Genomic DNA, 23,111 nt, shown 5'->3' with positions numbered 1-23,111 from the left:
CGTCAGAGCGAGGCCAGCACGTGCTCGGCGGTGGACACCTCGTGGTCGACGAACGTCTTCTCGACCTCCAGGGAGACGACGACGCCGTCCTCGAGGACCGCCGCGTAGCGCTCGGAGCGGGTGCCCAGTCCGAAGCTCGAGGCGTCGACCGCCAGGCCCATCGCCGTCGTGAAGGCGGCGTCCGCGTCGGCGAGCATCGTGATGCCCACGGCGTCCTCGCTCCGGCCCCAGGCGCCCATCACGAAGGCGTCGTTGACCGACACGCAGAAGATCTGCTCGACCCCCTTCGCCTTGAGGTCGTCGGTCTTGAGGACGAAGCCCGGCAGGTGGAAGTCGCTGCAGACCGGGGTGAAGGCGCCCGGGACGCCGAAGAGCACCACCCGGCCCGTACCGAGCAGCGCGCCGGTGTTCACGTCCTCCGTGCCGTCGGTCGTCACCGCCTTGAGCTCGACGTCCGGGATGCGGTCGCCCACTGCGATCATGGTCTGGAGTCTCCTTCGGGGATGGATGATCGCTCGACGTCGAGCCGTCGGGGGAGTGGGTCAGATCGGGTCGACGGTGGCCGCCGAGGGCGTCGCGGACCCCGCCCGGTGGCGGTCCTCGAAGCCGCCGAAGCGCCAGAGCAGGGCGGCCCCGCCCCAGACGACGACGAAGAAGCCGACGATGAGGTAGCCGAGCAGCTCGAACTCGTCGGCGATCCCGGCGAACCCGGCCAGGGCGGTGACGCCGAAGTCGTCGCTCAGTACGCCGGCGAGATAGACGCAGGCGATGAAGCCGGCGACGGTGACGGTGGCCGCGGTGGTGGCGATGTTGTAGAAGAGCCGGCGGGCGGGGCTGCGGTTGGACCAGGAGTACGCGACGGACATGAGCACCCCGTCGAAGGTGTCGAAGGCGCTCATCCCGGCGGCGAACAGCAGCGGCAGGGTCAGGGCGGCGACGAGCGGGGCGCCGCCCACTCCGGCACCGCCCGCGGTGGACGCGGTGGTCGCCGAGAGGGTCAGCAGGGTGACCTCGGAGGCGGTCTCGAGGCCGAGCCCGAACAGGATCCCGAGCGGGTACATGTGCCAGGAGTGCTTGATCAGCGTGCGGGCGCGGCCCCCGAGGATGCGGTTGACGAGGCCGCGGTTGAGGAGCCGGCGCTCCAGATCCGCCTCGTCGAGCCGGCCACGGCGCAGGTCGCGCCACGACCCGATGATGCCCTTCAGGACGAGCGCGTTGAGCACCGCGACGAGACCCAGGAACACCATCGCCACGACGGTGGAGACCGTGCCGCCGATCTCGCGGAACGCGTCGACCTGCCCCGCGGCCGCCGCGCCCGCCGCGACGGCGACCACCAGGGAGAGCACCACGACGACCGAGGAGTGGCCCATCGCGAAGAAGAAGCCGACCCCGACCGGCCGGCGGCCCCGCTGGACCATCAGCCGGGTGGTGTCGTCGATCGCGGCGATGTGGTCGGCGTCGAAGGCGTGCCGGATGCCCAGTACGTAGGCCAGCACCCCGGCCCCGGCGAACGCCCCCGCACCGAGGGGGCCCGCCGTCAGGGACAGGTAGAGCGTCCAGCCGACGACGTGCAGGACGCCGATCACGGCCACGATGCCGGAGAGCTGCATCCGCTGGCTCCGACTCCAGCGCGTGCCGGGTGTCGCGGCGATCGTGGTCACGGGGTGTCCCTCCGGGGGTGGGGTGGCGGTCGGGCGGCGGTGTCCCCTCCGCGGGGGAGGGGACACCGCCACCCGTCGAGCGGTACGGCGACGGACGGACGTCAGGGAGTCGCGACCACCGTCTGCACCATCGCCGCGATGTGCGCGCTCTGGACCTCGGTGATGTCGGCGGACGGCAGGGCGTCCCCACGGATCGCCTCGTGCGGCACGACGACCCAGCAGGCGCAGCCCCAGATGCATTCGCCGGCCATGCCGTCGAAGCGGATCGACTGCTCGGAGAGGATCACCCCGAGGTCGAGGAGCCACGAGTGCATGAGCAGCTTCTCGTCCCACGACTCGATCGCGTCGTAGGCGTCGCGGGCCGCGTAGAAGGCCGTCAGGTCCGTCTTCGCGACACCCGGGATGATGATGTTCGAGTAGCAGGTGAGTTCGTCGAAGAACTCACCGTTGGTGCTGATCAGCGTGCCGTCGTCCCCGTCGAGCACGTACTCACCGAGGACGCTCTCGAGCTTCTTCTGCAGGGTGTCGTTCCACATCTCGCGCGGCCCGACCGTGTTGACCTCGATGTAGTCGGTCTTGAAGCCCTCCTTGAGGCCCGACCACCTCGGGATGTACTCCATCCACTTGCTCACCACCTCGCGCCACTTGCCGCGGGCCTCGCCGGGCAGGACCTCGACGCCGGGGTGGGTGTACTTGGCGACGTCGAAGAGGGTCCAGGTGCGGTCGCCGGAGATGTTCCGCTCGTGCGGAGCACCGGTGAAGCCCGCGGGACGCAGCATCTTGAACAGCAGCCGGCCGTAGTCCTGCACCACGAAGCGGGTGAAGGAGTCCGTGACGAACTTGCGGGTCACGCCCTTGCGCAGGCCGTCGCGGATCGCCGGGGTGCCCGTCTTGGTGTACGAGCCCAGCCGCTGCCAGGAGTGCTCCTGGGGCAGGGCGAGGAAGCCGCCGGTGAACGGGTTCTTGTAGAGGTCGCCCCAGACCGCCGTGACGCCCTGGTTCTTCGCGTCGTCGAGCATGCAGTCGATCTCGTTGATGACGGGGAACAATGCGGCCTCGCCGCCCGCGTGCTCCTCGTCGCCCGAGAACGGCAGGACGCCGACGCCGATCACCGGGATGCGGCGTCCGAGTTTGACGTTCGAGAGGTGGCGGACCATGTCGACGACCATGCCGGAGCCGGTTCCGCCCGCGAGGGAGAAGAAGACCAGCACCATCGAGGGCAGCTTGGTCTTGTTGATGGAGTCGACGAAGAGGTCGAGCTCCTTCTCCAGCGTCTTGTCGCCGCCGTAGTAGTAGTGCCCGTAGATCGCCTTGGCGATGGCCCGGGGACACGACTCGCCCGGCTTCGGCATCTCCGTGTCCGCAGGCAGCCACGGCTCGTAGTTGGGGTTCCAGTAGTAGCGGGGGTACTCCATCTTCAGGTACTCGCGCCAGCGGTTGAGGCTGGTGCGCAGGTCCTCCGAGCTCGGGACATCGAGGGAGACCGTCCGCACCTGGTGGCGGTCGGTGGGGATGTCCCGCTCCTCGAGGCGCTGGGTGAAGCCGCCCGCGTACTCCTTGAGCTCGTGCTGGTCCTGCTCCCCGATGTCGATCGAGAGGCCGGTGAAGCGGGCGCGCTTGTCGTCGAGCATGTCCTCGATCTCGCCCGTGCGGAGCAGGGCCTCGACCATGTAGGCACCGGTCTTGCCGAGACCGACGGCGTGGATGCAGTGAGGGGACTGGCTCCCCGTGGCGGAGTGGTAGAGCGACATTCCCATGTCGGAACCTTTCTGGAGGAGGACGTGCGGGATCGTCGAGTGGGTCGGTGGTGACCACCGGACCGCGACGGAGGTCGCGCAGTAGCGCGACGAAGGAGCGCTGACGCGCGTATCTCCGTGGAGCGACTGGTCAGTCGACGTAGCCGAGGTCCTTGAGGACGGTCGCGGCCGTCGTCGGCCGCTCGTCGGCGATGAAGGTGCGGTAGTGGTCGATGACCGAGGCGTAGTCCCGGGTCATGCGGCCCTCGTCGAGCAGGGCCATGGCCTTCTCCAGGTACGCCCGGGTCAGCTTGTCCGACCACAGGCGGTGGGTGACGTAGATGTACTCGTCGTCCGCGCCGGTGACCTGCAGCGTGCGGGCCCCCGGCATCGACGGGAGCTGCGCCCCGTCCTTGTAACGGTCCACGATCTCCGACCAGGCGACGGCCACGGCGGCGCTCAGCCGGTCACGAAGGGGGCGATGGGCTCCGGGCCGCCGAGCGCGTCGGCGATCTGCACCGGGGTCTCCGCGGCGTCCTCGCCGCGGATCGCGGCGTGCGGGACGACGACCCAGCACGCGCAGCCCCAGATGCACTCCCCGCCCATGCCGTCGAACCGGATGGACGGCTCGCAGAGCATGACGCCGAGGTCGAGCAGCCAGGAGTGGATGAGCAGCTTGTCGTCCCACTCCAGGGTGTCGTAGTAGTCGCGGGCCGGGACGAAGGCCGCGAGGTCGAGCTTGCTCGCGCGCGGGATCACCACGCTGACCCGCTCGTCGGAGCCCTCGACCGCGAGGGCGACGGGGTCGACCCGGCTGCCCACCACCGCACCGACGGCGGACGCCACCGAGGCCAGCGTCGAGGAGTCGGCGCCGCCGGTCACCCGGGCCTCGACGTACTCGGTGGAGAAGCCCTTGACCAGGCCGGACGTCCCGAGGCTCGCGAGGTCGGAGAGCTTCCACGGGGCGAGCACGTTGATCCAGCGGTCGCCCTGCTCGCCCCGGATCGCGGGGTGCCAGGCGTCGGCCGGGACCGCGAGCCAGTTGAGGGCCTTGAGCGTCTCGTAGAGGTCGCCGCTGGCGTTCTGGGCGAGGAAGGTGCCGACGCCCTCGTCGACGTAGGCGTGGGTCGCGGCGAGGTCGCCGGTCATCTCCTGGACGTCGTTCTGGTCGACCAGGAAGAACCCGCCGGTGAAGGGGTTCTTGTAGAGGTCGCCCCAGACGGCCATGACCCCCTTGTTCTTCTCGGTGTCGATCATGCAGTCGAGCTCGTTGATCACCGGGAAGAGCGAGCCGTCGGCGTACTCGGCGGGGTCGGCCCCGTTGGGCAGGATGCCGACGCCGACCACCCACGGCCGGCGGCCGAGCTTGATCGACGACAGGTGCCGCGCGATCTCGACGACGATGCCGCTGCCGACGCCGCCGGCCAGCGAGAAGGCGACGACGACGAGGGGCGTGGCCTCGCTGGACATCACGCTGTCCGCGAACTCGTCGAGCGCCCCGGCGATCTCCTTGCCCTGGTAGTACTCCGCGCCGTAGATCGCCTTGGCGACCGCGCGGGAGTAGTGGCCGTCCGACGGCGCGATCTCGACGTCCGCGGGCAGCCAGGGCTCGTAGTTCGGGTTCCAGTAGTACCGGGGGTACTCCATCTTGAGGAACTCGCGGTAGCGGTTGAGCGCGTAGGAGAGATCCGCGTGTGTGGGGACCGGCATCGAGACCGTCCGCACGTACGACTGGTCGGCCGGCAGCGCGCCCGCGGCGTCACGGACCTGGGCGAGGTCCTCGTCGCCGATGTCGACCGCGAGCGCCGAGAACCGCGTGCCCGGCTGGGAGAGGAAACCCTCGGGCTGGTTCTTCATGATCGAGGTGATCAGGTCCGCGCCGGTGGCGCCGAGTCCGAGGACGTGGAGCGAGAACGGCCCCTCGTGGTCGCCGGCGCGGTGGACCCCCTCGGTCGCCAGCGCCTCGATGCGGGCCATCGCGGTGTCCCCGTGATCGTGCGCGTGGTCGTGCCCGTGGTCGTGGTCGTGATCGGCAGCCATGGCCGGATTCCTCCTGGGGTGCTGGTCGCTCGTGCATGGGCGTGCTCGGTGGCTGGCCGCGGTCGGACTCCGGGCGCGCGCCACCCACGGACCGGCGTCGTCGGCGACGCCTGGCCCGTCGGGGTCCTGCGGGCGTGGATCAGCTCCCGTTCGGGATGCCCTCCATGGGGGCCTCCGCGGTGCCGATGTACTCGCGCGTCATCTCCTCGACCTGCTTCTGGGCGAGCGCGGGATCGGTGACCCAGGTCTTGTAGAAGTCGAACGGGCATTCCGCGACGCCCTTGTCGCCGTCGCCGGACTGGATGACGCCGGTGTAGCCGCGGTGCAGCAGCTTGAAGAGGTGGTTCTGCGACTGCCAGTTCTTCCGCGCGTCCCGGATGAGCGAGAGCGAGAGTTCCGCGTACTGGACGCCCATCTCCTCGGTGCCGCACTCGCCGAGGGTGCGGCCGTCGAAGCCGACCACGGAGGAGTGGCCGAAGTAGGAGTAGACGCCGTCGAATCCGGTGGCGTTCGCGACCGCGACGTACACGTTGTTCGCCCAGGCCATCGACTTCGCCATCATGATCTGCTGTTCCTTGGCCGGGTACATGTAGCCCTGCGGGCGCACGACCAGTTCCGCGCCCTTCATGGACACGTCCCGCCAGATCTCGGGGTAGTTCCCGTCGTCGCAGATGATCAGAGCCATACGGAGTCCCTTGGGGCCGTCGACGACGCTGGTGTGCTCGCCGGGGTACCACCCCTCGATCGGGACCCAGGGCAGGATCTTGCGGTACTTGTTGACGATCTCGCCGTCGGAGTTGATGAGGACCAGCGAGTTGTACGGGTTCTTGTCCGGGTGGTCCTCGTGCCGCTCGCCGGTCATGGAGAACACGCCCCAGACGCCGGCGGTGCGGCAGGCCTCGGCGAAGATCTCGGTCTCGAATCCGGGGACGCTCGCGGCGTTGTCGAACATCTCCTGGCGGTCGTACATGATCCCGTGCGTCGAGTACTCCGGGAAGATGATGAGGTCCATCCCGGGGAAGCCCTGCTTGATCCCGACGACCATGTCCGCGATCTGTTCGCAGTTCTTCCGGATGCTCTCCTGGTCGTGCAGGCGCGGCATCTTGTAGTTGACGACCGCCACGCCGACGCCGTCGTCGCTGCTGCTGATGTCCCCGTGCCGCATCTGGTCCGCCCGTTCCTCGTCGTGCTCGCCGAAGTCGTGGACCGACCGTACGGCCACGCGAGACGAGTGCAATATTTCCGGATCAGAAGTAATGCGAGCGAAACGTGGGTGCGTCCGATGTCACACGGCGAGCGTCAGGGGGAGGAGGGCTCGCGCCCGAGGGCTGCGCGCTCGAGCCGGGTGAGCGCCCCGATCAGGTCGACCGGGCCGTCCGCATCGAGGTCGGCCAGCACCGCGCCCAGGGCCTCGTCGAGCTCGCCCGCGCTGCGCGCGACCAGGGCGTGTCCCGCCGGGGCGATGTGCACGAGGACGCGCCGCCGGTCCCAGTCGTCGCTGCGGCGGTAGGCGAATCCGTCGGCGACGAGCTTGTCGACCAGACGGGTCGCGGTCGGCGCCGGCACCGCGGCCCGCGTCGCGATCTCGCCCATCGTGTGCCCGGGGGTCTCCCGCGGGTCGTCCCCGACGCCCTCGTCGAGCAGCATCAGGGTCCGCCACTGCTCGCGGCTGATCCCCGCGGCGGCGTGGGCCCGGGCGAGGCAGGAACCCACGACCCGGTCCGCGAGGTCGAGGAGATCGATCACCCGGACGCCCGACCGGCGGCCTCGCGCGTCCATGACCGCCTCCACGACTTGATCCGGCCGAAACACTACAGCCTTTACGGGACCGATCGGCATGGTCACACTCCTCGCGGGGGGACTCCCCGGGGCCTCGAGGCCCGGAGGTGATGGCGGTGCCGTACGACGGGGCACGTCGCACGCCCTCCGGGGGGAGCCCGGGGACGCGGGACGCCGTGCAGGTCGGGCTGGTCACGCCCTGGCAGGGCCCGGCGGGGATGTTCGGGCTGTCGTGCCGGATGTGCGCCGAGCTGGCGGTCGCGGAGATCAACCTCGACGGCGGGCTCCTCGGGCGTCCGGTCGAGCTCCACCATGTGGACGGCGGCGCGGACCCGGGGGCCGTGGCCCTCGAGGTCCAGCGCCTGGTGCGGACGAACCAGGTCGACGCCGTCGTGGGCTGGCACATCTCGGCCGTGCGGCGGCGGCTCGCGCCACGCATCGCCGCGCAGGTGCCGTACGTCTACACGGCGCTCTACGAGGGCGGGGAACGCACGCCGGGCGTCCTGCTGACGGGGGAGACGCCCGCCAACCAGCTCGGCCCGGCGCTCGAGTGGATGCGCACCGAGCTGGGCGTGCGCCGCTGGGCGGTCGTGGGGGACGACTACGTCTGGCCGCGGGCCTCGGCCGCGGAGGCGGCGCGGTGGGCCCGCGCGCACGACGTGCCGATCGTCGACGAGGTCTACGTCCCGCTCGGCACCCGTGACTTCGGACCGGCCCTGCGCACGCTCGCGCGCGGCGGCGCCGACGGGGTGCTCGTGCTGCTGGTCGGCGAGGACGCGGTGCACTTCAACCGCGCGTTCGCCGCGGCCGGGCTCGACCGGTGGCAGACGCGGCTCTCCACCCTCATGGACGAGACGATGCTGCTCGCGTCGGGGGAGCGGGCCACCCGGTCCCTGTACTCCGCCGCCGGCTACTTCGAGGACCTCACGACGACCGACGCCCTGGAGTTCGGCGGGCGGTTCGCGGAGCGCTTCGGGGCGACGGCGCCGGTGCCCTCGAGCCTGGGCGAGTCCTGCTACGAGGGGATGAACCTCTACGCCCAGCTCGTCCGCGACGCCGGGACGACCGGGCGCGAGGAGGTCCTCGCCGTCAGCGAGCAGGTGCGCTTCGGCGGCGCCCGCGGCGAGGTGACGCTGCGCCGCTCGCACGTGGTCCAGGACGTCTACATCGCCCGCGCGCAGGGCGTGCACTTCGAGGTCATCGCCCGGCTCTCGAGCGGGATCAGGGAGTCGTGAGGTACCCGAGGTCGGTGAGCACGACCGCCGCCAGGTTCGGCCCGCGCGTGCACCCGGTCTCCACCCGCGGCCCCGAGGCGTAGTAGCTCCGCAGGCCCTCGGCGAAGGCCATCGGGCTGGAGGGGAGCCGTCCGTCGCGCAGCAGCACCAGGGCCGCGTCGAGATCGTCGCGCGAGATGCAGTCGCGCCAGAGCCGCTGGCTCAGGCAGATGCGCTCGTCGTCGACGTCCTCCACCCGCACCCGGGACGACCCGCCGAGCGAGGCGAGGGAGGGGTGACCGGCGTAGCGCTCGCGGACCAGTTCCCAGTCGATCCGACCGTTCCGCCCGGGTGTCGTCATGCGTCCGGACGATAGACAATATTTCCGTTCCGGAACAACTGTGTCCGACGACCGCTCAGCGCCAGGACGGGAGCCAGAGCTCGGCGTTCCACCGGGCGGCCGTGATCGAGGCGCCGACCAGGATCGGCCACAGCCAGGCGAAGTTCGCGACGACGATGCCGACGTAGAGCGCCACGACCATGCGCCCCGTGGACCGTCGTTCCGGCCCGGCCGTCCGGCGGCCCAGGATCTCGCCGAGCACGAGGGTGAGCGCCAGGATCAGGAACGGGATCACCGGCGTCATGTAGAAGAAGTACATCTGCCGGTCGATGTCGGTGAACCATGGCAGGATGCCGGCGCCGTAGCCGACGAGGACCGCCGCGTAGCGCCAGTCGCGCGCCGTGATCCAGCGCCACAGGCTCCACCCGAGCACGGGGAACGCGAGCCACCAGATGGCCGGCGTGCCGATCGCCATGACCGAGCCGACACAGTCGTCGGAGCCGCAGCCGGCCGCGTTCGCCCCGGACTCGTAGTAGTAGAGCATCGGGCGCAGCCCCATCGGCCACGTCCAGGGCTTGGACTCCCACGGGTGCGGGTTGCCGCGCGGCGTCGAGAGCGTCGCGTGGAACTCGAGGACCTTCGAGGAGAAGTACGCCATGCCGCGGAACCAGTCGGGCAGCCAGGTCGGCAGCAGTGCGTACAGCCCGACCGAGTCGCCCTTGGCGTCCCCGACGTGCCGGTCGGTGCCGGACTCGGAGGCGATCCAGGGCAGCCAGCTCGCGAGGTAGACGAGGATCGGGATCGCGAGGAACGCCCAGACCAGGGGCAGGAGGTCGCGCACGAGCGTGCCGACCCACGGTCGCGCCACCCCGGCCGCCCGGCGGGCGGCCACGTCGAGGCCGATCACCAGCGCGCCGAGGAAGAGCACGTAGTAGAGGCCGGACCACTTGCTGGCCAGGGCGAGACCGATGCACAGGCCCGCGACGAACCGCCACCACCGGATGCCGAGCCGCGGCCCGAACGGCGTGTCCAGCACGCGCCCCTCGGCGACCACGATGGCGAACCGGCCCCGGACGTCGTCGCGGTCGGCGAGGATCGCGGCGAACGCCCCGAGCACGAACACGGCGGGATAGACGTCGATCATCCCGACCCGGCTCGACACCTGGCTCAGGCCGTCGCAGATCAGCAGGATCCCGGCGACCGCCCCGAGCAGGGTGGAGCGGGTGAGCCGCCGCGCGATGCGGATGATCAGCAGGACGCACACCGTGCCGGCGAGGGCGCTGACCACCCGCCAGCCCACCGGGTCGTACCCGAAGATCCACTGGCCGACCGCCATGAGCTGCTTCGACAGCGGCGGGTGCACCACGAGCTCGTAGCCCGGGTTGTCCTCGTAGCCGCCGTTGCGCAGCACCTGCCACGTCTGCGGTACGTAGTGCTTCTCGTCGAACACCGGCGTGCCGTTGTCCGACGGCCACCCCAGGTTCCAGAACCGGACCACGCCGCCGATCAGCGTGAGCAGGAGCGTGACCGTCCAGCCCCGCAGCCGGTCGGTCGGCATCGGCCGCCCGACCAGGCTCTCCACGCCGCGGGGCCCGGGCGCCAGCACCCCCCGCGGATCGGCGTTCCCGACGGCGGGGGTGGTCGGCTTCTCGAGCGTGCTCCCGGCCGTCACGGGAGCAGATCGTACGGCGCCCACGCTCCGGAGGCGCCGACGCGGCGTCCCCGGTCGGGCGGCAGGTCCCGTCCACGATCAACGGACCCTCAGCGGGCTCCGGGTCCCGCTCCGAGCCCGCTGAGGGTCCGTTGATCACCCGCAGACCTCGCCGGCCCGGGAGTCGACCACCCCCAGGGCAGGGGGCGCCTAGGCTCGACCCCCGTGTCCGGTGTCCTCCTGCTCGCCGCCACTCCCCTCGGCAACCCCGACGACGCCTCGGCGCGCCTGCGGGACGCCCTCGCGACGGCGGACGTGGTCGCCGTGGAGGACACCCGGCGGCTGGGGCGGCTGACGGCGGCGCTCGGGGTGACGGTCGCCGGTCGGAAGGTGAGCTTCTACGAGGACGTCGAGCGCGCCCGCATCCCGCGGCTGGTCGAGGAGCTGGAGAACGGCGCGACCGTCCTCGTCGTCACCGACGCGGGGATGCCGGCCGTGTCCGACCCCGGGTACCGGCTCGTCGCGGCCGCCGTGGCCGCGGGGATCCCCGTGCGGTGCCTGCCCGGGCCGTCGGCGGTGCTCGCTGCACTCGCGGTGTCGGGCCTGCCCACCGACCGGTTCTGCTTCGAGGGGTTCGCGCCGCGGACCGACCACAAGCGGGACCGGTGGTTCACCGAGCTCGCCGACGAGCCGCGCACGGTGGTGTTCTTCGAGTCCCCGCGTCGGCTCGCGAAGACCCTGCAGGTCGCCGCCCGGGTGCTCGGCCCCGACCGCCGCGCCGCCGTCTGCCGCGAGCTGACGAAGACCCACGAGGAGACGCTGCGCGGCACGCTCGGCGAGCTCGCCGACTGGGCCGGGCCCGACGTGCTGGGGGAGATCACCGTGGTCCTCGCCCCCGCCGTCCGGAAGACCCCGGAGCCGGACGACCTGGCGGCCGAGGTGCTCGCGCTCGTCGACGGCGGGCAGCGCCTCAAGGACGCCGCCCGGGAGGTCGGCACCGCGCACGGAGTGGCGACCAAGGCCCTCTACGAGAGCGCGCTCAAGCTCAGGGGATGACGACGAGCTTGCCGCTCACGGCGCCGGTGCGGTTGTCCTCCTGCGCCTTCCCGACCTCCTCGAGCGGGTAGACGACCACCTCCGGCGCGCGGAACGTCCCCGCCGCGAGCTGCCCGACGAACTCCGCGAGGGCGCCGTCGACGCCGCCGCCGGAGGAGAACTCGACGCCGTGCTCGGCGGCGTCGGGGTGGGCGATGGTGACGACGCGGTCGGGGCCGCCCGCGAGCGCGACGAGATCCGCGAGCGAGCCCCTGCCCGCGGCGTCGAACACGGCGTCCACCCGGTCGGTGACCGCGCGGACCCCGTCGACGAGACCGTCCCCGTGCACCACCGGCGTGGCCCCGAGGGCCCGCACGTCGTCCTGGTGCCGCTCGCCCGCGCTGCCGATCACCGTGATCCCGCGGGCGAGCGCGACCTGCGTGGCGACGATGCCGACGCCGCCCGACGCGCCGTGGACGAGCAGCACCTGCCCCGGGGACACGCCGAGCCGCTCGAGGACGCGGTACGCGGTGGAGACGACGGTGGCCAGGGACCCGGCGACCTCCCACGACAGCGCGGCCGGCTTCGCGACCAGGGCGTCGGCGTCCGCGAGGGCCCGTTCCGCCTGGGCACCGCCCCTCGTCCCGCCGAGCACCTCGTCGCCCTCGGCGAGGGTCGTGACGCCCTCGCCGAGCGCCTCCACCGTGCCGGCGACGTCGAAGCCGGGGACGACGGGCCGCTCCGGGGCGTCGTCCCCCGGGTTGAACGCGCCGGTCCGCAGCTTCCAGTCCGCCGGGTTGACCCCGGCCGCACGCACGGCGAGGCGGACCTGGCCCGGGCCCGGCTGCGGGTCCTCGCGCTCCACGATCTCGAGGACCTCCGGCCCGCCGTAGCGGGCGTACTGCGCGGCGCGTGACGTCATGTCCGCCCCAACCCGGTCGCCCGGCGCTCTCATTCCCCGTCGAGGGCCCGCACCGCGAGCGTCGCGCCCAGCTCCCACGCGGCCTCGCGGTCGGCGGCCGTGGGCGCACCCGTCGTCGTGACCGCCTCCGCCGCCTGCACCCAGCCGAGGCCGCCGGTGATGCGCAGGACGTCGCGGACCGCGCCCGCCGTGTCGTCCCCGCCGTGCACGTAGAGCCCGAACGGCAGGCCCGCCGCGTCCTGCAGCACCGGGTAGTACACCTGGTCGAAGAAGTGCTTGAGCGCGCCCGACATCGTCCCGATGTTCGCGGGCGTCCCGAGCACGACGGCGTCCGCGGCGAGCAGGTCGGCCGCGCCGGCGGCGAGGGCCGGCCGGGTCACCACCTCGACCGGGCCCGGCAGCTCGTCGGTCCCCGCCCCCGCGAGGACCGCCTCCAGGAGTGTCTGGCACGCGGGCGACGGGGTGTGGTGGACGACGAGCAGCCTCGTCACGGCATCGCCGCCGTCACGAGGCCCTGCAGGAGCGCCCCGGTCCGGGCGGCCGCGGCGTGCACCGCGTCGAGCACCGTGAGGTGGTCGATCTTCTCGGCGGTCGTGCCCGCGGCGGGGTTGGAGACGAGCGCGATGCCGGCGACCCGCGCGCCCGCCGCCCGGGCGGCGATCGTCTCCAGCACGGTGGACATGCCGACCAGGTCCGCGCCGAGGGTGCGCAGCATGCGGATCTCGGCGGGCGTCTCGAAGTGCGGCCCGGGCAGACCGGCGTAGACGCCCTCGACGAGGGTGGGGTCGAGGGCCCGGGCGGCGGCGCGCAGCTCCGGGTCGTAGGCGTCGGTGAGGTCGACGAAGTGCGGCCCGACGAGCGGGGACCGCGCGGTGAGGTTGAGGTGGTCGGAGATCAGCACCGGCTGGCCGACCGTGTACGACGGGTCGATCCCGCCCGCCGCGTTCGTGAGGATCACCGTCGACGCCCCGGCCGCGCACGCGGTCCGGACGGCGTGGACGGCCTGGGCCTCGCCGTGGCCCTCGTAGAGGTGGGTCCGGCCGAGGAGGACGAGCGCGTGGCCGCCGGCGATCGGGACCGACCGGGCGGTGCCGCGGTGGTCCGGGGCGCCGAGCGGCGTGAAGCCGGGCAGCTCGGCGACCGGGATCTCGACGTCGGGCGCGCCGATGCCGTCCGCGGCGGGGCTCCACCCCGAGCCGAGGACGACGGCGACGTCGTGCCGGTCGATCCCGGTCCGGCGGGCGAGCTCGGCGGCGGCGTCTTCGGGGGTGCTGTGCTCGGGGGTGCTCATCGGGAGCAGGACACTAGACCGGTGGGTCGAAGCTGTCCGCGACGGCCGCGAACTGGTCGGCGGCTCCGCCGGGCGCGGTGCTGGGGGCGGTCAGGCGGACCACCCAGAGGTCGGTGCCCGACGGGATCAGCCGGGTCCAGGTGACGCGGTCGTCCACCGCGGCCCCCTGTCCGCTCTGCGTCCGGTACACCGTCTGCTGCACCGGCTCGCTCGCGCCGGTCCGGGCCGGGGCCACCTGCGTGAGGGGCTCCACCCGGACGCCGTCGGCCCCGACCCGGGCGGGATCGGCGAGCAGCCGCGCGTAGTCCGCGACGGTCTGCGCCGGGTAGAAGCCGACCAGCTTGTCGACGCGCAGCTCGCGGTCGGCGTCGTCGGAGACGTAGCGGACCACGATGTCGCCGCCCGGCTGCTGCAGGCGGAACTGCTGCCACGAGGCCGGCACGAGGGCGGTGAACCCCATCCCGGTGCCGCTGTACCGGGCGTTGTCGTCGGAGTGGACGACCAGCTGCGCCCCGTCGACCACCGGGCCGTCGGGGGCGAGCGAGATCGAGAACGGCGGCTGCCCGCCGAGCAGGCGCGTCACCACGTACCCCCCGACCAGGCCCGCCAGCGCCAGCACGACGACGAGCGCGACCACCGCCACCCGCCGGCGCCGCTGCTGCTCCGCCGAGGGCCCGGGCGTGCGCGACGGGGCGAAGGGCAACGGCCCCGGGTCCGACGCGAGCGCCTGCGGCCCGGCCGGGCGGCGCGGGCCGCCTGGAGCGCCCCCGGCGTTCGGGTACGGCGGGCGACGGTGTGGTGGGGCGGGCGCGGGCCAGGGGCCGGGGGTCGTCGGGCCGCGGCGGGGCGGTACCCGGGGCGTCACCATCGTCGTCTCGGCGGCGGACGGCGCCGGGACGGACAGGCCGCTCGACGGCGTCGAGCGGGGCGAGCCGCCGGCGGGGGTCGTCGTCCGCGTGCCTCCGGGCGGCGTGCCCGTGCGGGTGCCGCCGGGGGGCGTGCCGGTCCTTCCCGACGACGGGTCGCTCGGCTTCTGGCCGCTCGCGTCCTCGTCGTCCTCGGCGTCGTCCGCGGTCGCCTCGTCGTCGGTGGTGGTCGAGGCGGAGGCGGCCGCCGCGGCCGCGGCGGCCGCCGCGGTCCCGGCCACGACCGTCGTGCGGCCGCCGTCGCGACCGGTGGGTGCGACGTCCGGGGTGGCGTCGTCGGTGGTGTCCGGAGCGGCGGGCGTGGCACCGGGTGTGGCGTCGGCGGCGTCTCCGGGAGCCGCGTCCGCCACGGGTCCGTCGGTGTCCGCCACGGATCCGTCGGTGTCCGGCGCTGCGGCGTCGGCCGGCGGCTGCTCGTCCCCGTCGGCCTCGGCGGGCTCCGCCGCGTCGTCGCCCGCTCCGGTCGCGCTCGTGCCGTCGGCCTCGTCGGCGGTGCCGTCGGTCGTCCGGCCGGGCTCCTGGACGTCCGTCGGCCCGGCCGCCGCGGCCGTCCCCGGGGCCTTCGCGTCGGTGTCCCCGGTCCCGGCGTCCGCAGCGGCAGGGCTCTCGGGCTCGTCGTCCTCCGCCCCGTCGGTGCTCGCTGCCGACGCGTCGTCGGTCGTGCTCGTCGGGCCCGCGGCGTCGTCCGCCCCCGCCGCGGCGGCGGCGGCGGCCGACACGGGGCCGTCGGACGCGGTCGTGCCGGAGGGCTCCGCTTCGTCGTCCGAGCCGGCGGCCGACCCGTCCGCGTCGTCGCCCGGCGACGTGTCGCCCTCCGACGCGTCGCCGGTCGGGGCCCCCTCGCCCGGTCCGTCCCCGGTGCCGGAGGCAGGTCCGTCGTCGGTCGCGGTCCCGTCCACCGCCGTGGGGTCGGCCGCATCGGGGGTCTCCGCGCCGGTGTCCGGGGCGTCCTCCGCGCTGCCCGCCGGCTGTTCCGGGGCCGTCGTGGTCGCAGGACCCGCGGCCGCGGAGGCCGCGGCCTTCGCCGCCGACGCGTCGGACCCGTCGTCGGGAAGGGGGCGCCCGGGTGCGCGGAGGGGCGCCGTCCGCGGGGCCGGCCCGGGCTGCTCGGGGGGCACCTGCCCGTCGACGAGCGTGCCGCTGCGACCGCGGGCCACGGGGATCAGGCCGGAGTGGTCCGCGGCGTCGGGGCGCGGGGGCGGGAGGCGGAACTCGGTGGTGGCGGGGGAGGGCGGCGCGGAGAGGATCGGCCCCTCGGGGTCGGCCATGAGCGGGCGCAGGCGACGACGGACGGCCGGCAGGGGCATCCGCAGGGCCGGGTCCTTGACCATGAGGCCGCGGATGACGTCCTGCACGGGGCCGTGGCCGCCGGGCCGGGGGACGTCGCCGTGCACGACGGCGGAGACGGTGGAGACCGGGTCGCCCGCGTCGTAGGGCGGCCGCCCCTCGAGGCAGGCGTAGAGCGTGGCGCCGAGGCCCCAGAGGTCGGCGGGCGGACCGACCGCACGGCCCATCGCGACCTCCGGCGCGATGTAGGGCGGCGACCCGAGCACCGTGCCGGTCTGGGTCATCGAGGATTCGGCGGCGTTGCGGGCGATACCGAAGTCGGTGAGCTTGATCTGCCCGTCGGTACCGATGAGCACGTTGCCGGGCTTGACGTCGCGGTGGGTGATGCCCGCGCGGTGGGCGGTCATCAGCGCGGAGGCGACGGCCGAACCGATCTCGGCGGTCTCGGCCGGGGTGAGCGTGCCCCGCTCGCCGATGTAGGAGGCGAGGCTGCGGGAGGGCAGCAGCTCCATCACGACGTAGGGCTCGGCGTTGACCTCGACGACGTCGTAGAGCGTGACGACGTTGGGGTGGCTGAGCATGGCCGTGGCCCGCGCCTCGCGCAGCGTCCGCTCCCGGACGATGGCGCGCTCGGAGACCGGGACCAGGGAGAGACGGACCTCCTTGACCGCCACGGGGCGGTGCAGGACCTCGTCGTAGGCCGACCAGACCGTGCCCATCGCGCCGCGCCCGAGCTCGGAGTCCAGGCGGTAGCGCCCGACCAGGCGGCGGGTGTCGGCGGGGCGGGGGCTCACCCCTCCACTATGGCGTCCCCGCCGTCCGTGGCCCCCGCCCCACCCGTCCGGCCGCATGCCGCCCGGGAGGGCCGGGGACGAGTGGCGGGCGGTCGGCGGACCGCCCGTCCGCGGGTGGTGCACAACCGACCGCTCGTCCCGTTCCGCGCCCGCGGGCGGACCGCTGACCCGGTGACCTGCGGGAACCGTCCGCTCGTCTCTCGTCCGGAGGGAGACGTCCGCCACTGGCAGCAGCGTCGGGACCCCTCGGCGCGACCGGCCGGGATCGAGCTGAAGCGGCCGTTCGGGGGATGGATAGTGATGGGTATTCGTCGCGGGCCGTTCCGGGCCGTGACCCGAGGAGGTGGAGACGGTGACACTGCTCCAGACCCGGCCGGACGAGCCGAACGTCGTGGACCTCGGGGCCGGTTCCGGCCCGCAGTGGCTCGACGCCTGGCTCGCCGAGCACACCGCCGACGTGGTCGGCTGGCGGCGTGCGATCCACGCGCACCCCGAGCTGGCCCGTGCCGAGCGGATGACCACCGACCTCTGCGCGACCGTGCTCCGCTCCGTGGGCCTGAAGCCGCGGCTGCTGCCCGGCACCGGACTCGTCTGTGACATCGGCTCCGGTCCGCGCACCGTCGCGCTGCGCGCCGACATGGACGCCCTGCCGCTCCACGAGCACAGCGACCTCCCCTTCGCCTCCCGCACGCCCGGGATCGCCCACATGTGCGGGCACGACGCGCACACCGCCGTGCTGCTCGGCGCCGGCGTGGCGCTCGCGTCGGCCGCCGACCGGCTGCCGGGGCGGGTCCGTCTGGTGTTCCAGCCGGCCGAGGAGGTCCAGCCCGGTGGGGCGCTCGAGGTCATCGCGGCCGACGGCCTCGCCGACGTCGACCGCATCTTCGCGCTGCACTGCGACCCGCGGCTGGAGGTCGGCCGCGTCGGGACGCGGGTCGGGCCGATCACCTCGGCCTGCGACATGCTCGAGCTGCGCCTCACCTCGCCCGGCGGGCACACCTCGCGGCCGCACCTCACCGCCGACCTGGTGCACGCCCTCGGCACCGTCATCACCGGCCTGCCGGACCTGCTGTCGCGCCGCATCGACCCGCGCTCGGGCACCGTCCTCGTCTGGGGGCAGGTCGACGCCGGGCACGCCGCGAACGCGGTGCCCGAGGTGGGCACGCTGTCCGGAACGCTGCGCACCGCCCAGCACCAGACCTGGAACGAGCTCGAGCCGCTGGTCCGCCAGCTCGTGACGGCGCTGCTCGCGCCGACCGGGGTCGGTTACGTCCTGGAGCACCGCCGCGGGGTGCCGCCCGTGGTCAACGACGCCGTCTCCGCCGACCTGCTCGTGCGGGCGGCCGAGCGCGCGGTGGGTCCGGGCGCGGCGACCGACACCGAGCAGTCGTCGGGCGGCGAGGACTTCGGCTGGTACCTCGAGCACGTGCCGGGCGCCATGGGTCGCCTGGGCGTCTGGTCCGGCGAGGGCCCGCAGTCCGACATCCACCAGCCCACGTTCCGGCTCGACGAGCGGGCGCTGCCCGTCGGCGTGCGGACCATGGTGCAGGCGGCGCTGCTCTCGCTGGAGGGCTGAGCTTCCTGCGTGGCAGGAAAGCGTCGTTGCTGTCATCCAGTGGCAGGGACGCCGCATCGTCGCCGCGCCTGCCACAGGCCTTCCTGACGCCGGGTCGCGGGGCCCGGCGAGGCTGTCGGTGGGGTGTTGCACGATGGCTCCCGTGACCGCTCCCGCGCCCGCGCCGCTGCCGCCCGTCCCGAGCCGCATCGCCTCCGAGTTGGCGGTCGGCGAGGGGCAGGTCCGGTCCGCGATCGAGCTGCTCGACGGCGGGGCGACGGTCCCCTTCGTCGCCCGGTACCGCAAGGAGGCCACCGGCGGGCTGGACGACGCGCAGCTGCGCACGCTCCACGAGCGCCTCGGCTACCTGCGCGAGCTCGAGGAGCGGCGGACGGCCGTGATCGACTCGGTGCGCGAGCAGGGCAAGCTCACCGACGAGCTGCACGCGCAGCTCCTGGGCGCCGAGACCAAGAGCCGGCTCGAGGACGTCTACCTGCCCTACAAGCCGAAGCGCCGCACGAAGGCGATGATCGCGCGCGAGGCCGGCCTGGAGCCGCTGGCCGACGGTCTGCTGGGCGACCCGACCGTCGACCCGCGGGCCGCCGCGGCCGCGTTCGTCGACGCGGAGAAGGGCGTGGCCGACGCGGACGCCGCGCTGGAGGGGGCCCGCGCGATCCTCGTCGAGCGCCTCGCCGAGGACGCCGACCTCGTGGGCGAGCTGCGCGAGCGGATGTGGACGCGTGGGCGGCTCACGGCCGTCGTGCGCGAGGGGAAGAAGGAGGACGCCGAGGCGGCCAAGTTCTCCGACTACTTCGCCTTCGACGAGCCGTTCACACGGCTGCCCTCGCACCGGATCCTCGCCCTGCTGCGCGGCGAGACCGAGGAGGTCCTGCAGCTCACGTTCGACCCGTGCTCGCACGACGACGAGGGCGACACCTCCGTCTACGAGGGTCGGATCGCCTCCGTCGCGGGCATCGCCGACCGCGGCCGTCCCGCCGACGCGTGGTTGCTCGGCGTCGCACGGTGGGCGTGGCGTACCCGCATCTCGTCGCGGCTCGCCGTCGACCTGCGGGTGCGGCTGCGGGAGGTGGCCGAGGAGGGCGCCGTCGGCGTGTTCGCCGGAAACCTGCGTGACCTGCTGCTCGCCGCCCCGGCCGGCGCCCGCCCGACGATGGGGCTCGACCCCGGCCTGCGCACCGGGGTGAAGGTCGCGGTCGTCGACGGCACCGGCAAGGTCGTCGCGCACGACACGATCTACCCGCACGTGCCGCGCAACCAGTGGGACCAGTCCCTGGCCACCCTCGGGCGGCTGGCGCAGCAGCACGGCGTCCAGCTGGTCGCGATCGGCAACGGCACCGCCAGCCGGGAGACGCACAAGCTCGCCGTCGAACTCGCGAAGGCCCAGCCCGGGTTGATCCCGGCGATGGTGTCCGAGGCGGGTGCGTCGGTGTACTCGGCGTCGGAGGAGGCCTCGAAGGAGCTGCCCGACCTCGACGTGTCGATCCGCGGTGCCGTCTCCATCGCCCGCCGTCTGCAGGACCCGCTGGCCGAGCTCGTCAAGATCGACCCGAAGTCCATCGGCGTCGGGCAGTACCAGCACGACGTGTCGGGCAGCCTGCTCTCCCGCTCGCTCGACGGCGTGGTGGAGGACTGCGTGAACGCCGTCGGCGTCGACGTGAACACGGCCTCCGCGCCACTGCTCCGTCGCGTCTCCGGCATCTCGACCGGGCTCGCCACCACGATCGTCGGGTTCCGCGACGAGCACGGCCCGTTCGCCTCGCGGAAGGCGCTGACGAAGGTCCCGCGGCTCGGGGCCAAGGCGTTCGAGCAGTGCGCGGGCTTCCTCCGCATCCCCGACGCCGCCGACCCGCTCGACCGGTCGGGCGTCCACCCCGAGGCCTACCCGGTGGTGCGGCGGATCGTGGAGAAGACGGGGACGGACGTCGCCTCGCTGGTGGGCAACTCCTCGCTGCTGGGCCGGCTCGACCCGCGCGAGTTCACCGACGACACGTTCGGCGTCCCCACTGTCACCGACATCATCGCCGAGCTCGACAAGCCGGGCCGCGACCCGCGCCCGGCCTTCGAGACCGCCACGTTCGCCGAGGGCGTCGAGAAGATCACCGACCTGAACCCCGGGATGGTGCTGGAGGGCGTGGTCACCAACGTGGCCGCGTTCGGCGCGTTCGTCGACGTGGGCGTGCACCAGGACGGCCTGGTCCACATCTCGGCGATGTCGAAGGAGTTCGTGTCCGACCCGCGGGCCGTGGTCGGGCCGGGCGCCGTGGTGCGCGTGAAGGTGCTCGAGGTCGACGTGCCCCGCAAGCGCATCTCGCTCACCATGCGCCTGGACGACGAGCCGGGCGGCGGCGGCAAGGGTGACGGCCGGGAGCGCGGCGGGTCGCAGGGCCGTGGCGGTCAGCAGCGTGGGGGTCAGCAGGGTCGGGGCGGCCAGCCGGGCAAGGGTGGCCAGCAGGGGAAGGTTGGCCAGCAGGGGAAGGGTGGCCAGTCGGGCAAGGGTGGCCAGCCGGGCCGCGACCGGCGGCCGGCCGCGGGCGGTGCGATGGCGGACGCCCTGCGTCGGGCGGGCCTGGACAAGTAAGCCCCGCACCGCCGCGAGGTTCACGTGGGGCCGTTTTCCGGGCCGCGGAAGCTGCCTGGTGTGCGTCTCGCGGCGGGGCGGATTGGGCGGCGGTCGCGAGGTTCACGGGAGGCAGGTTCCGAGGACGCGGAACCTGCCTGGTGTGGACCTCGCCGCGCGAGCCGACCCCGACCCGTCGTCGGGAAGCCCTACATCGAGGCGGAGCCCGGCCCCACCGACTTGCAGGGCCGCTCGCGGAGAGCCCGGACGTAGTCGTCCGGCGCCCCCGCGGCCTCGGCGGCGTCGGAGAGCACGCCGATGTAGCGGGCGGAGGGCAGCCCGCCCTCGTAGGCGTCGAGCACGTAGACCCACGCGAGCTGCGGGCCGTCCATGGTCTGGATGCGCAGGCGCAGCTTCTTGTGCATCCCGAGCTCGCCGCCCTCCCAGCGGTCGAGCCCGTCCACGTCGTCCGGGCTCACGTCGTAGAGCACCACGAACACCCGGGACGACGGGTCCTCGACGACGGTGGAGAGCGCGCCCTCCCACCCGAGGTCCTCGCCCCCGAAGGTGATCCGCCAGCCCTCGAGCCAGCCGGTGCCCGAGACAGGCGAGTGGGGCGCGCGTTGCATCATCTGCGCGGGATCCATGTTCGACCCGTACGCGGCGTAGAGCGGCACGGCGCACAGGGTAGCCAGGAGTGGGCCGTTCGTTGTCAATGGTCGACCTGAGTCGTCGACGACGTCGCCACGGACGGGTGGGTCCGGAACGGGCAGGATGGACCCGACCGGTCATCCCGGCACCACCACGCACAGGCACCACCACGGAGGGACGTCCACCCATGACGCGCATCGTGATCCTCGGCGGCGGACCCGCCGGGTACGAGGCGGCCCTGGTCGCCGCACAGCACGAGGCCTCCGTCGTCCTCGTCGAGGAGGACAGCGTCGGCGGGTACTGCGTCGCCTACGACTGCGTGCCCTCGAAGACCTTCATCGCCTCCGCCGGGGTGCGGGCCGGGTTCCGGCGCAACGCCGACATGGGCATCGAGGTCGAGGAGGAGGCCGTCGTCGACCTGCCCCGGGTCAACAGCCGGGTCAAGGGCCTCGCGCTCGCCCAGTCCGGCGACATCAAGGCGACCATCCAGCGCGCCGGAGTGCGGGTGATCGACGGCCGGGGCCGGTTCCGCGCCGCGGAGGACAACAGCGCCACGCACGACATCGAGATCACGCCGTCGAACGGGAGCGCGACGGAGGTCGTCACTGCCGACGTCGTCCTCATCGCCACCGGGGCCTCGCCGCGCGTCCTGCCCGACGCGGTCCCCGACGGGAAGCGCATCCTCACCTGGCGTCAGCTCTACGACCTCCAGGAGCTGCCCGAGCACCTCGTCGTCGTGGGCTCCGGTGTGACCGGCGCCGAGTTCGTCTCGGCCTACTCCGAGCTGGGCGTGCCGGTCACGTTGATCTCCAGCCGCGACCGCGTGCTGCCCCACGAGGACCCGGACGCCGCGGCGACCCTCGAGGAGGTCTTCACCGAGCGCGGCGTCACGATCGAGCCGCGTTCACGCGCCGACAAGGTGGTGGCGTCCGCCGAGGGCGTGCGGGTCACGCTCTCCGACGGCCGCGAGGTCACCGGCTCGCACGCGCTGATGACCGTCGGGTCCATCCCGAACACCGGCGACCTCGGTTGCGACGCGGTGGGCCTGGAGCTGCGCGAGACCGGGCACATCACCGTCGACCGGGTGTCCCGCACCTCGGTGCCGGGCGTGTACGCGGCGGGCGACTGCACGGGCCTGCTGCCCCTCGCCTCGGTCGCGGCCATGCAGGGCCGCATCGCGATGTGGCACGCGCTGGGGGAGGGCGTCTCCCCGCTGCGGCTCAAGACGGTCGCCTCGGCCGTGTTCACCCGCCCCGAGGTGGCGACCGTCGGCATCGGCCACAAGCAGGTCGAGTCCGGGGAGTTCGCGGCCCGCGAGGTGCTGCTGCCGCTGGGCACCAACCCGCGCGCCAAGATGCAGGGCCTCGACCGCGGGTTCGTGAAGATCTTCTGTCGCCCGGCGACCGGCGTCGTCATCGGCGGCGTGATCGTCGCGCCGGTGGCCAGCGAGCTCGTCCTCCCGCTCGCGATGGCCGTGCAGAACAACCTCACGGTGGACGACCTCGCCCACACGTTCTCGATCTACCCGTCGCTCTCGGGGTCGGTCACCGAGGCGGGCCGTCGCCTCATGCAGCACGACGACCTGGACTAGGTGGCTCCGCCCTGTGAGTACTTCTCCGTGCTCGAGCACGGACAAGTACTCACAGGGCCG

At 73.4% G+C, this 23,111-nt stretch carries 19 protein-coding genes; 5 read left to right on the top strand and 14 right to left on the bottom strand.

Annotated features, from left to right (window positions below; genetic code table 11):
• Window positions 1-2: 2 nt before the first annotated feature.
• The 7 genes from BJ983_RS15735 to BJ983_RS15705 all read right to left on the bottom strand — a co-directional run bounded on the left by BJ983_RS15735 (window position 3) and on the right by BJ983_RS15705 (window position 7,216).
• Entirely contained in the window at window positions 3-482 is a 480-nt protein-coding gene (locus BJ983_RS15735; RefSeq protein WP_179794637.1) for a peroxiredoxin family protein, read from the bottom strand.
• A 60-nt stretch (window positions 483-542) separates the two neighbouring features.
• Entirely contained in the window at window positions 543-1,661 is a 1,119-nt protein-coding gene (locus tag BJ983_RS15730; RefSeq protein ID WP_179794636.1) for a HoxN/HupN/NixA family nickel/cobalt transporter, read from the bottom strand.
• A 101-nt stretch (window positions 1,662-1,762) separates the two neighbouring features.
• Window positions 1,763-3,418: an FtsZ/tubulin family protein gene (locus tag BJ983_RS15725; RefSeq protein ID WP_179794635.1), complete on the bottom strand. Its 1,656-nt coding sequence runs from the start codon at window positions 3,416-3,418 to the stop codon at window positions 1,763-1,765.
• A 130-nt stretch (window positions 3,419-3,548) separates the two neighbouring features.
• Window positions 3,549-3,848, bottom strand: a complete 300-nt coding sequence (locus BJ983_RS15720; protein ID WP_179794634.1) for a hypothetical protein — start codon at window positions 3,846-3,848, stop codon at window positions 3,549-3,551.
• Window positions 3,849-3,856: 8 nt separating this feature from the next.
• Window positions 3,857-5,437 carry an FtsZ/tubulin family protein gene (locus BJ983_RS15715; RefSeq protein WP_179794633.1) on the bottom strand — a complete coding sequence of 527 codons (1,581 nt, stop codon included), beginning with the start codon at window positions 5,435-5,437 and terminating at the stop codon, window positions 3,857-3,859.
• Window positions 5,438-5,576: 139 nt separating this feature from the next.
• Window positions 5,577-6,659 (bottom strand): aliphatic amidase, encoded by a 1,083-nt coding sequence (locus tag BJ983_RS15710; protein WP_425484764.1) that lies wholly within the window; start codon window positions 6,657-6,659, stop codon window positions 5,577-5,579.
• 77 nt (window positions 6,660-6,736) lie between these two features.
• On the bottom strand, window positions 6,737-7,216 hold the full coding sequence (locus tag BJ983_RS15705) for a MarR family winged helix-turn-helix transcriptional regulator (protein WP_179794632.1): 480 nt from the start codon (window positions 7,214-7,216) through the stop codon (window positions 6,737-6,739).
• 116 nt (window positions 7,217-7,332) lie between these two features.
• Here BJ983_RS15705 and BJ983_RS15700 point away from each other — a divergent pair, with 116 nt between their 5' ends.
• Window positions 7,333-8,451 (top strand): substrate-binding domain-containing protein, encoded by a 1,119-nt coding sequence (locus BJ983_RS15700; protein ID WP_343054212.1) that lies wholly within the window; start codon window positions 7,333-7,335, stop codon window positions 8,449-8,451.
• On the opposite strand, the gene BJ983_RS15695 is transcribed toward BJ983_RS15700, so the two are convergent.
• Window positions 8,438-8,791, bottom strand: a complete 354-nt coding sequence (locus BJ983_RS15695) for a hypothetical protein (protein ID WP_179794630.1) — start codon at window positions 8,789-8,791, stop codon at window positions 8,438-8,440. The two genes, BJ983_RS15700 and BJ983_RS15695, sit on opposite strands and share 14 nt — an antisense overlap.
• 55 nt (window positions 8,792-8,846) lie before the next feature.
• Entirely contained in the window at window positions 8,847-10,328 is a 1,482-nt protein-coding gene (locus BJ983_RS15690; protein ID WP_218891207.1) for a dolichyl-phosphate-mannose--protein mannosyltransferase, read from the bottom strand.
• 318 nt (window positions 10,329-10,646) lie between these two features.
• On the opposite strand from BJ983_RS15690, the gene rsmI reads away from it, so the two are divergent.
• Entirely contained in the window at window positions 10,647-11,477 is an 831-nt protein-coding gene (rsmI, locus tag BJ983_RS15685) for a 16S rRNA (cytidine(1402)-2'-O)-methyltransferase (protein ID WP_343054210.1), read from the top strand.
• On the opposite strand, the gene BJ983_RS15680 is transcribed toward rsmI, so the two are convergent.
• The 4 genes from BJ983_RS15680 to BJ983_RS32305 are packed head-to-tail and all read right to left on the bottom strand — an operon-like array spanning window position 11,467 to window position 16,676.
• A complete protein-coding gene (locus tag BJ983_RS15680; protein WP_179794628.1) occupies window positions 11,467-12,378 on the bottom strand; it encodes an NADP-dependent oxidoreductase in 912 nt (303 codons plus the stop codon). The two genes, rsmI and BJ983_RS15680, sit on opposite strands and share 11 nt — an antisense overlap.
• Before the next feature lie 29 nt (window positions 12,379-12,407).
• Window positions 12,408-12,869, bottom strand: coding sequence for an NAD(P)H-dependent oxidoreductase (locus BJ983_RS15675; protein ID WP_179794627.1), 462 nt, complete (start codon window positions 12,867-12,869; stop codon window positions 12,408-12,410).
• Window positions 12,866-13,669, bottom strand: coding sequence for a purine-nucleoside phosphorylase (locus BJ983_RS15670; protein WP_179794626.1), 804 nt, complete (start codon window positions 13,667-13,669; stop codon window positions 12,866-12,868). Before BJ983_RS15670 ends, BJ983_RS15675 begins: the two co-directional genes overlap by 4 nt.
• A gap of 13 nt (window positions 13,670-13,682) precedes the next feature.
• Window positions 13,683-16,676, bottom strand: coding sequence for a protein kinase domain-containing protein (locus BJ983_RS32305; protein ID WP_343054209.1), 2,994 nt, complete (start codon window positions 16,674-16,676; stop codon window positions 13,683-13,685).
• A gap of 352 nt (window positions 16,677-17,028) precedes the next feature.
• Here BJ983_RS32305 and BJ983_RS15660 point away from each other — a divergent pair, with 352 nt between their 5' ends.
• On the top strand, window positions 17,029-18,252 hold the full coding sequence (locus tag BJ983_RS15660; protein WP_179794625.1) for an amidohydrolase: 1,224 nt from the start codon (window positions 17,029-17,031) through the stop codon (window positions 18,250-18,252).
• 142 nt (window positions 18,253-18,394) lie between these two features.
• On the top strand, window positions 18,395-20,830 hold the full coding sequence (locus tag BJ983_RS15655; protein WP_343054208.1) for a Tex family protein: 2,436 nt from the start codon (window positions 18,395-18,397) through the stop codon (window positions 20,828-20,830).
• A gap of 188 nt (window positions 20,831-21,018) precedes the next feature.
• On the opposite strand, the gene BJ983_RS15650 is transcribed toward BJ983_RS15655, so the two are convergent.
• On the bottom strand, window positions 21,019-21,486 hold the full coding sequence (locus tag BJ983_RS15650; protein ID WP_179794623.1) for a gamma-glutamylcyclotransferase: 468 nt from the start codon (window positions 21,484-21,486) through the stop codon (window positions 21,019-21,021).
• Window positions 21,487-21,647: 161 nt separating this feature from the next.
• Here BJ983_RS15650 and BJ983_RS15645 point away from each other — a divergent pair, with 161 nt between their 5' ends.
• Window positions 21,648-23,051: an NAD(P)H-quinone dehydrogenase gene (locus BJ983_RS15645; protein WP_179794622.1), complete on the top strand. Its 1,404-nt coding sequence runs from the start codon at window positions 21,648-21,650 to the stop codon at window positions 23,049-23,051.
• The last annotated feature ends 60 nt before the right edge of the window (window positions 23,052-23,111 follow it).

The organism is Actinomycetospora corticicola (assembly GCF_013409505.1).
GTDB lineage: Bacteria > Actinomycetota > Actinomycetes > Mycobacteriales > Pseudonocardiaceae > Actinomycetospora > Actinomycetospora corticicola.
Note: the sequence above shows the minus strand (reverse complement) of the source record. Positions and strands in the feature narration are given on the sequence as shown.

Excerpts from the sequence above, each read along its gene's own strand:
- BJ983_RS15695 (WP_179794630.1), bottom strand. The coding sequence starts at position 8,791 with ATGACGACACCCGGGCGGAACGGTCGGATCGACTGGGAACTGGTCCGC.
- BJ983_RS15725 (WP_179794635.1), bottom strand. The coding sequence starts at position 3,418 with ATGGGAATGTCGCTCTACCACTCCGCCACGGGGAGCCAGTCCCCTCAC.
- BJ983_RS15645 (WP_179794622.1), top strand. The coding sequence starts at position 21,648 with ATGACGCGCATCGTGATCCTCGGCGGCGGACCCGCCGGGTACGAGGCG.
- BJ983_RS15690 (WP_218891207.1), bottom strand. The coding sequence starts at position 10,328 with ATGCCGACCGACCGGCTGCGGGGCTGGACGGTCACGCTCCTGCTCACG.
- BJ983_RS15735 (WP_179794637.1), bottom strand. The coding sequence starts at position 482 with ATGATCGCAGTGGGCGACCGCATCCCGGACGTCGAGCTCAAGGCGGTG.
- BJ983_RS15705 (WP_179794632.1), bottom strand. The coding sequence starts at position 7,216 with ATGGACGCGCGAGGCCGCCGGTCGGGCGTCCGGGTGATCGATCTCCTC.
- BJ983_RS15715 (WP_179794633.1), bottom strand. The coding sequence starts at position 5,437 with ATGGCTGCCGATCACGACCACGACCACGGGCACGACCACGCGCACGAT.
- BJ983_RS15680 (WP_179794628.1), bottom strand. The coding sequence starts at position 12,378 with ATGACGTCACGCGCCGCGCAGTACGCCCGCTACGGCGGGCCGGAGGTC.
- BJ983_RS15670 (WP_179794626.1), bottom strand. The coding sequence starts at position 13,669 with ATGAGCACCCCCGAGCACAGCACCCCCGAAGACGCCGCCGCCGAGCTC.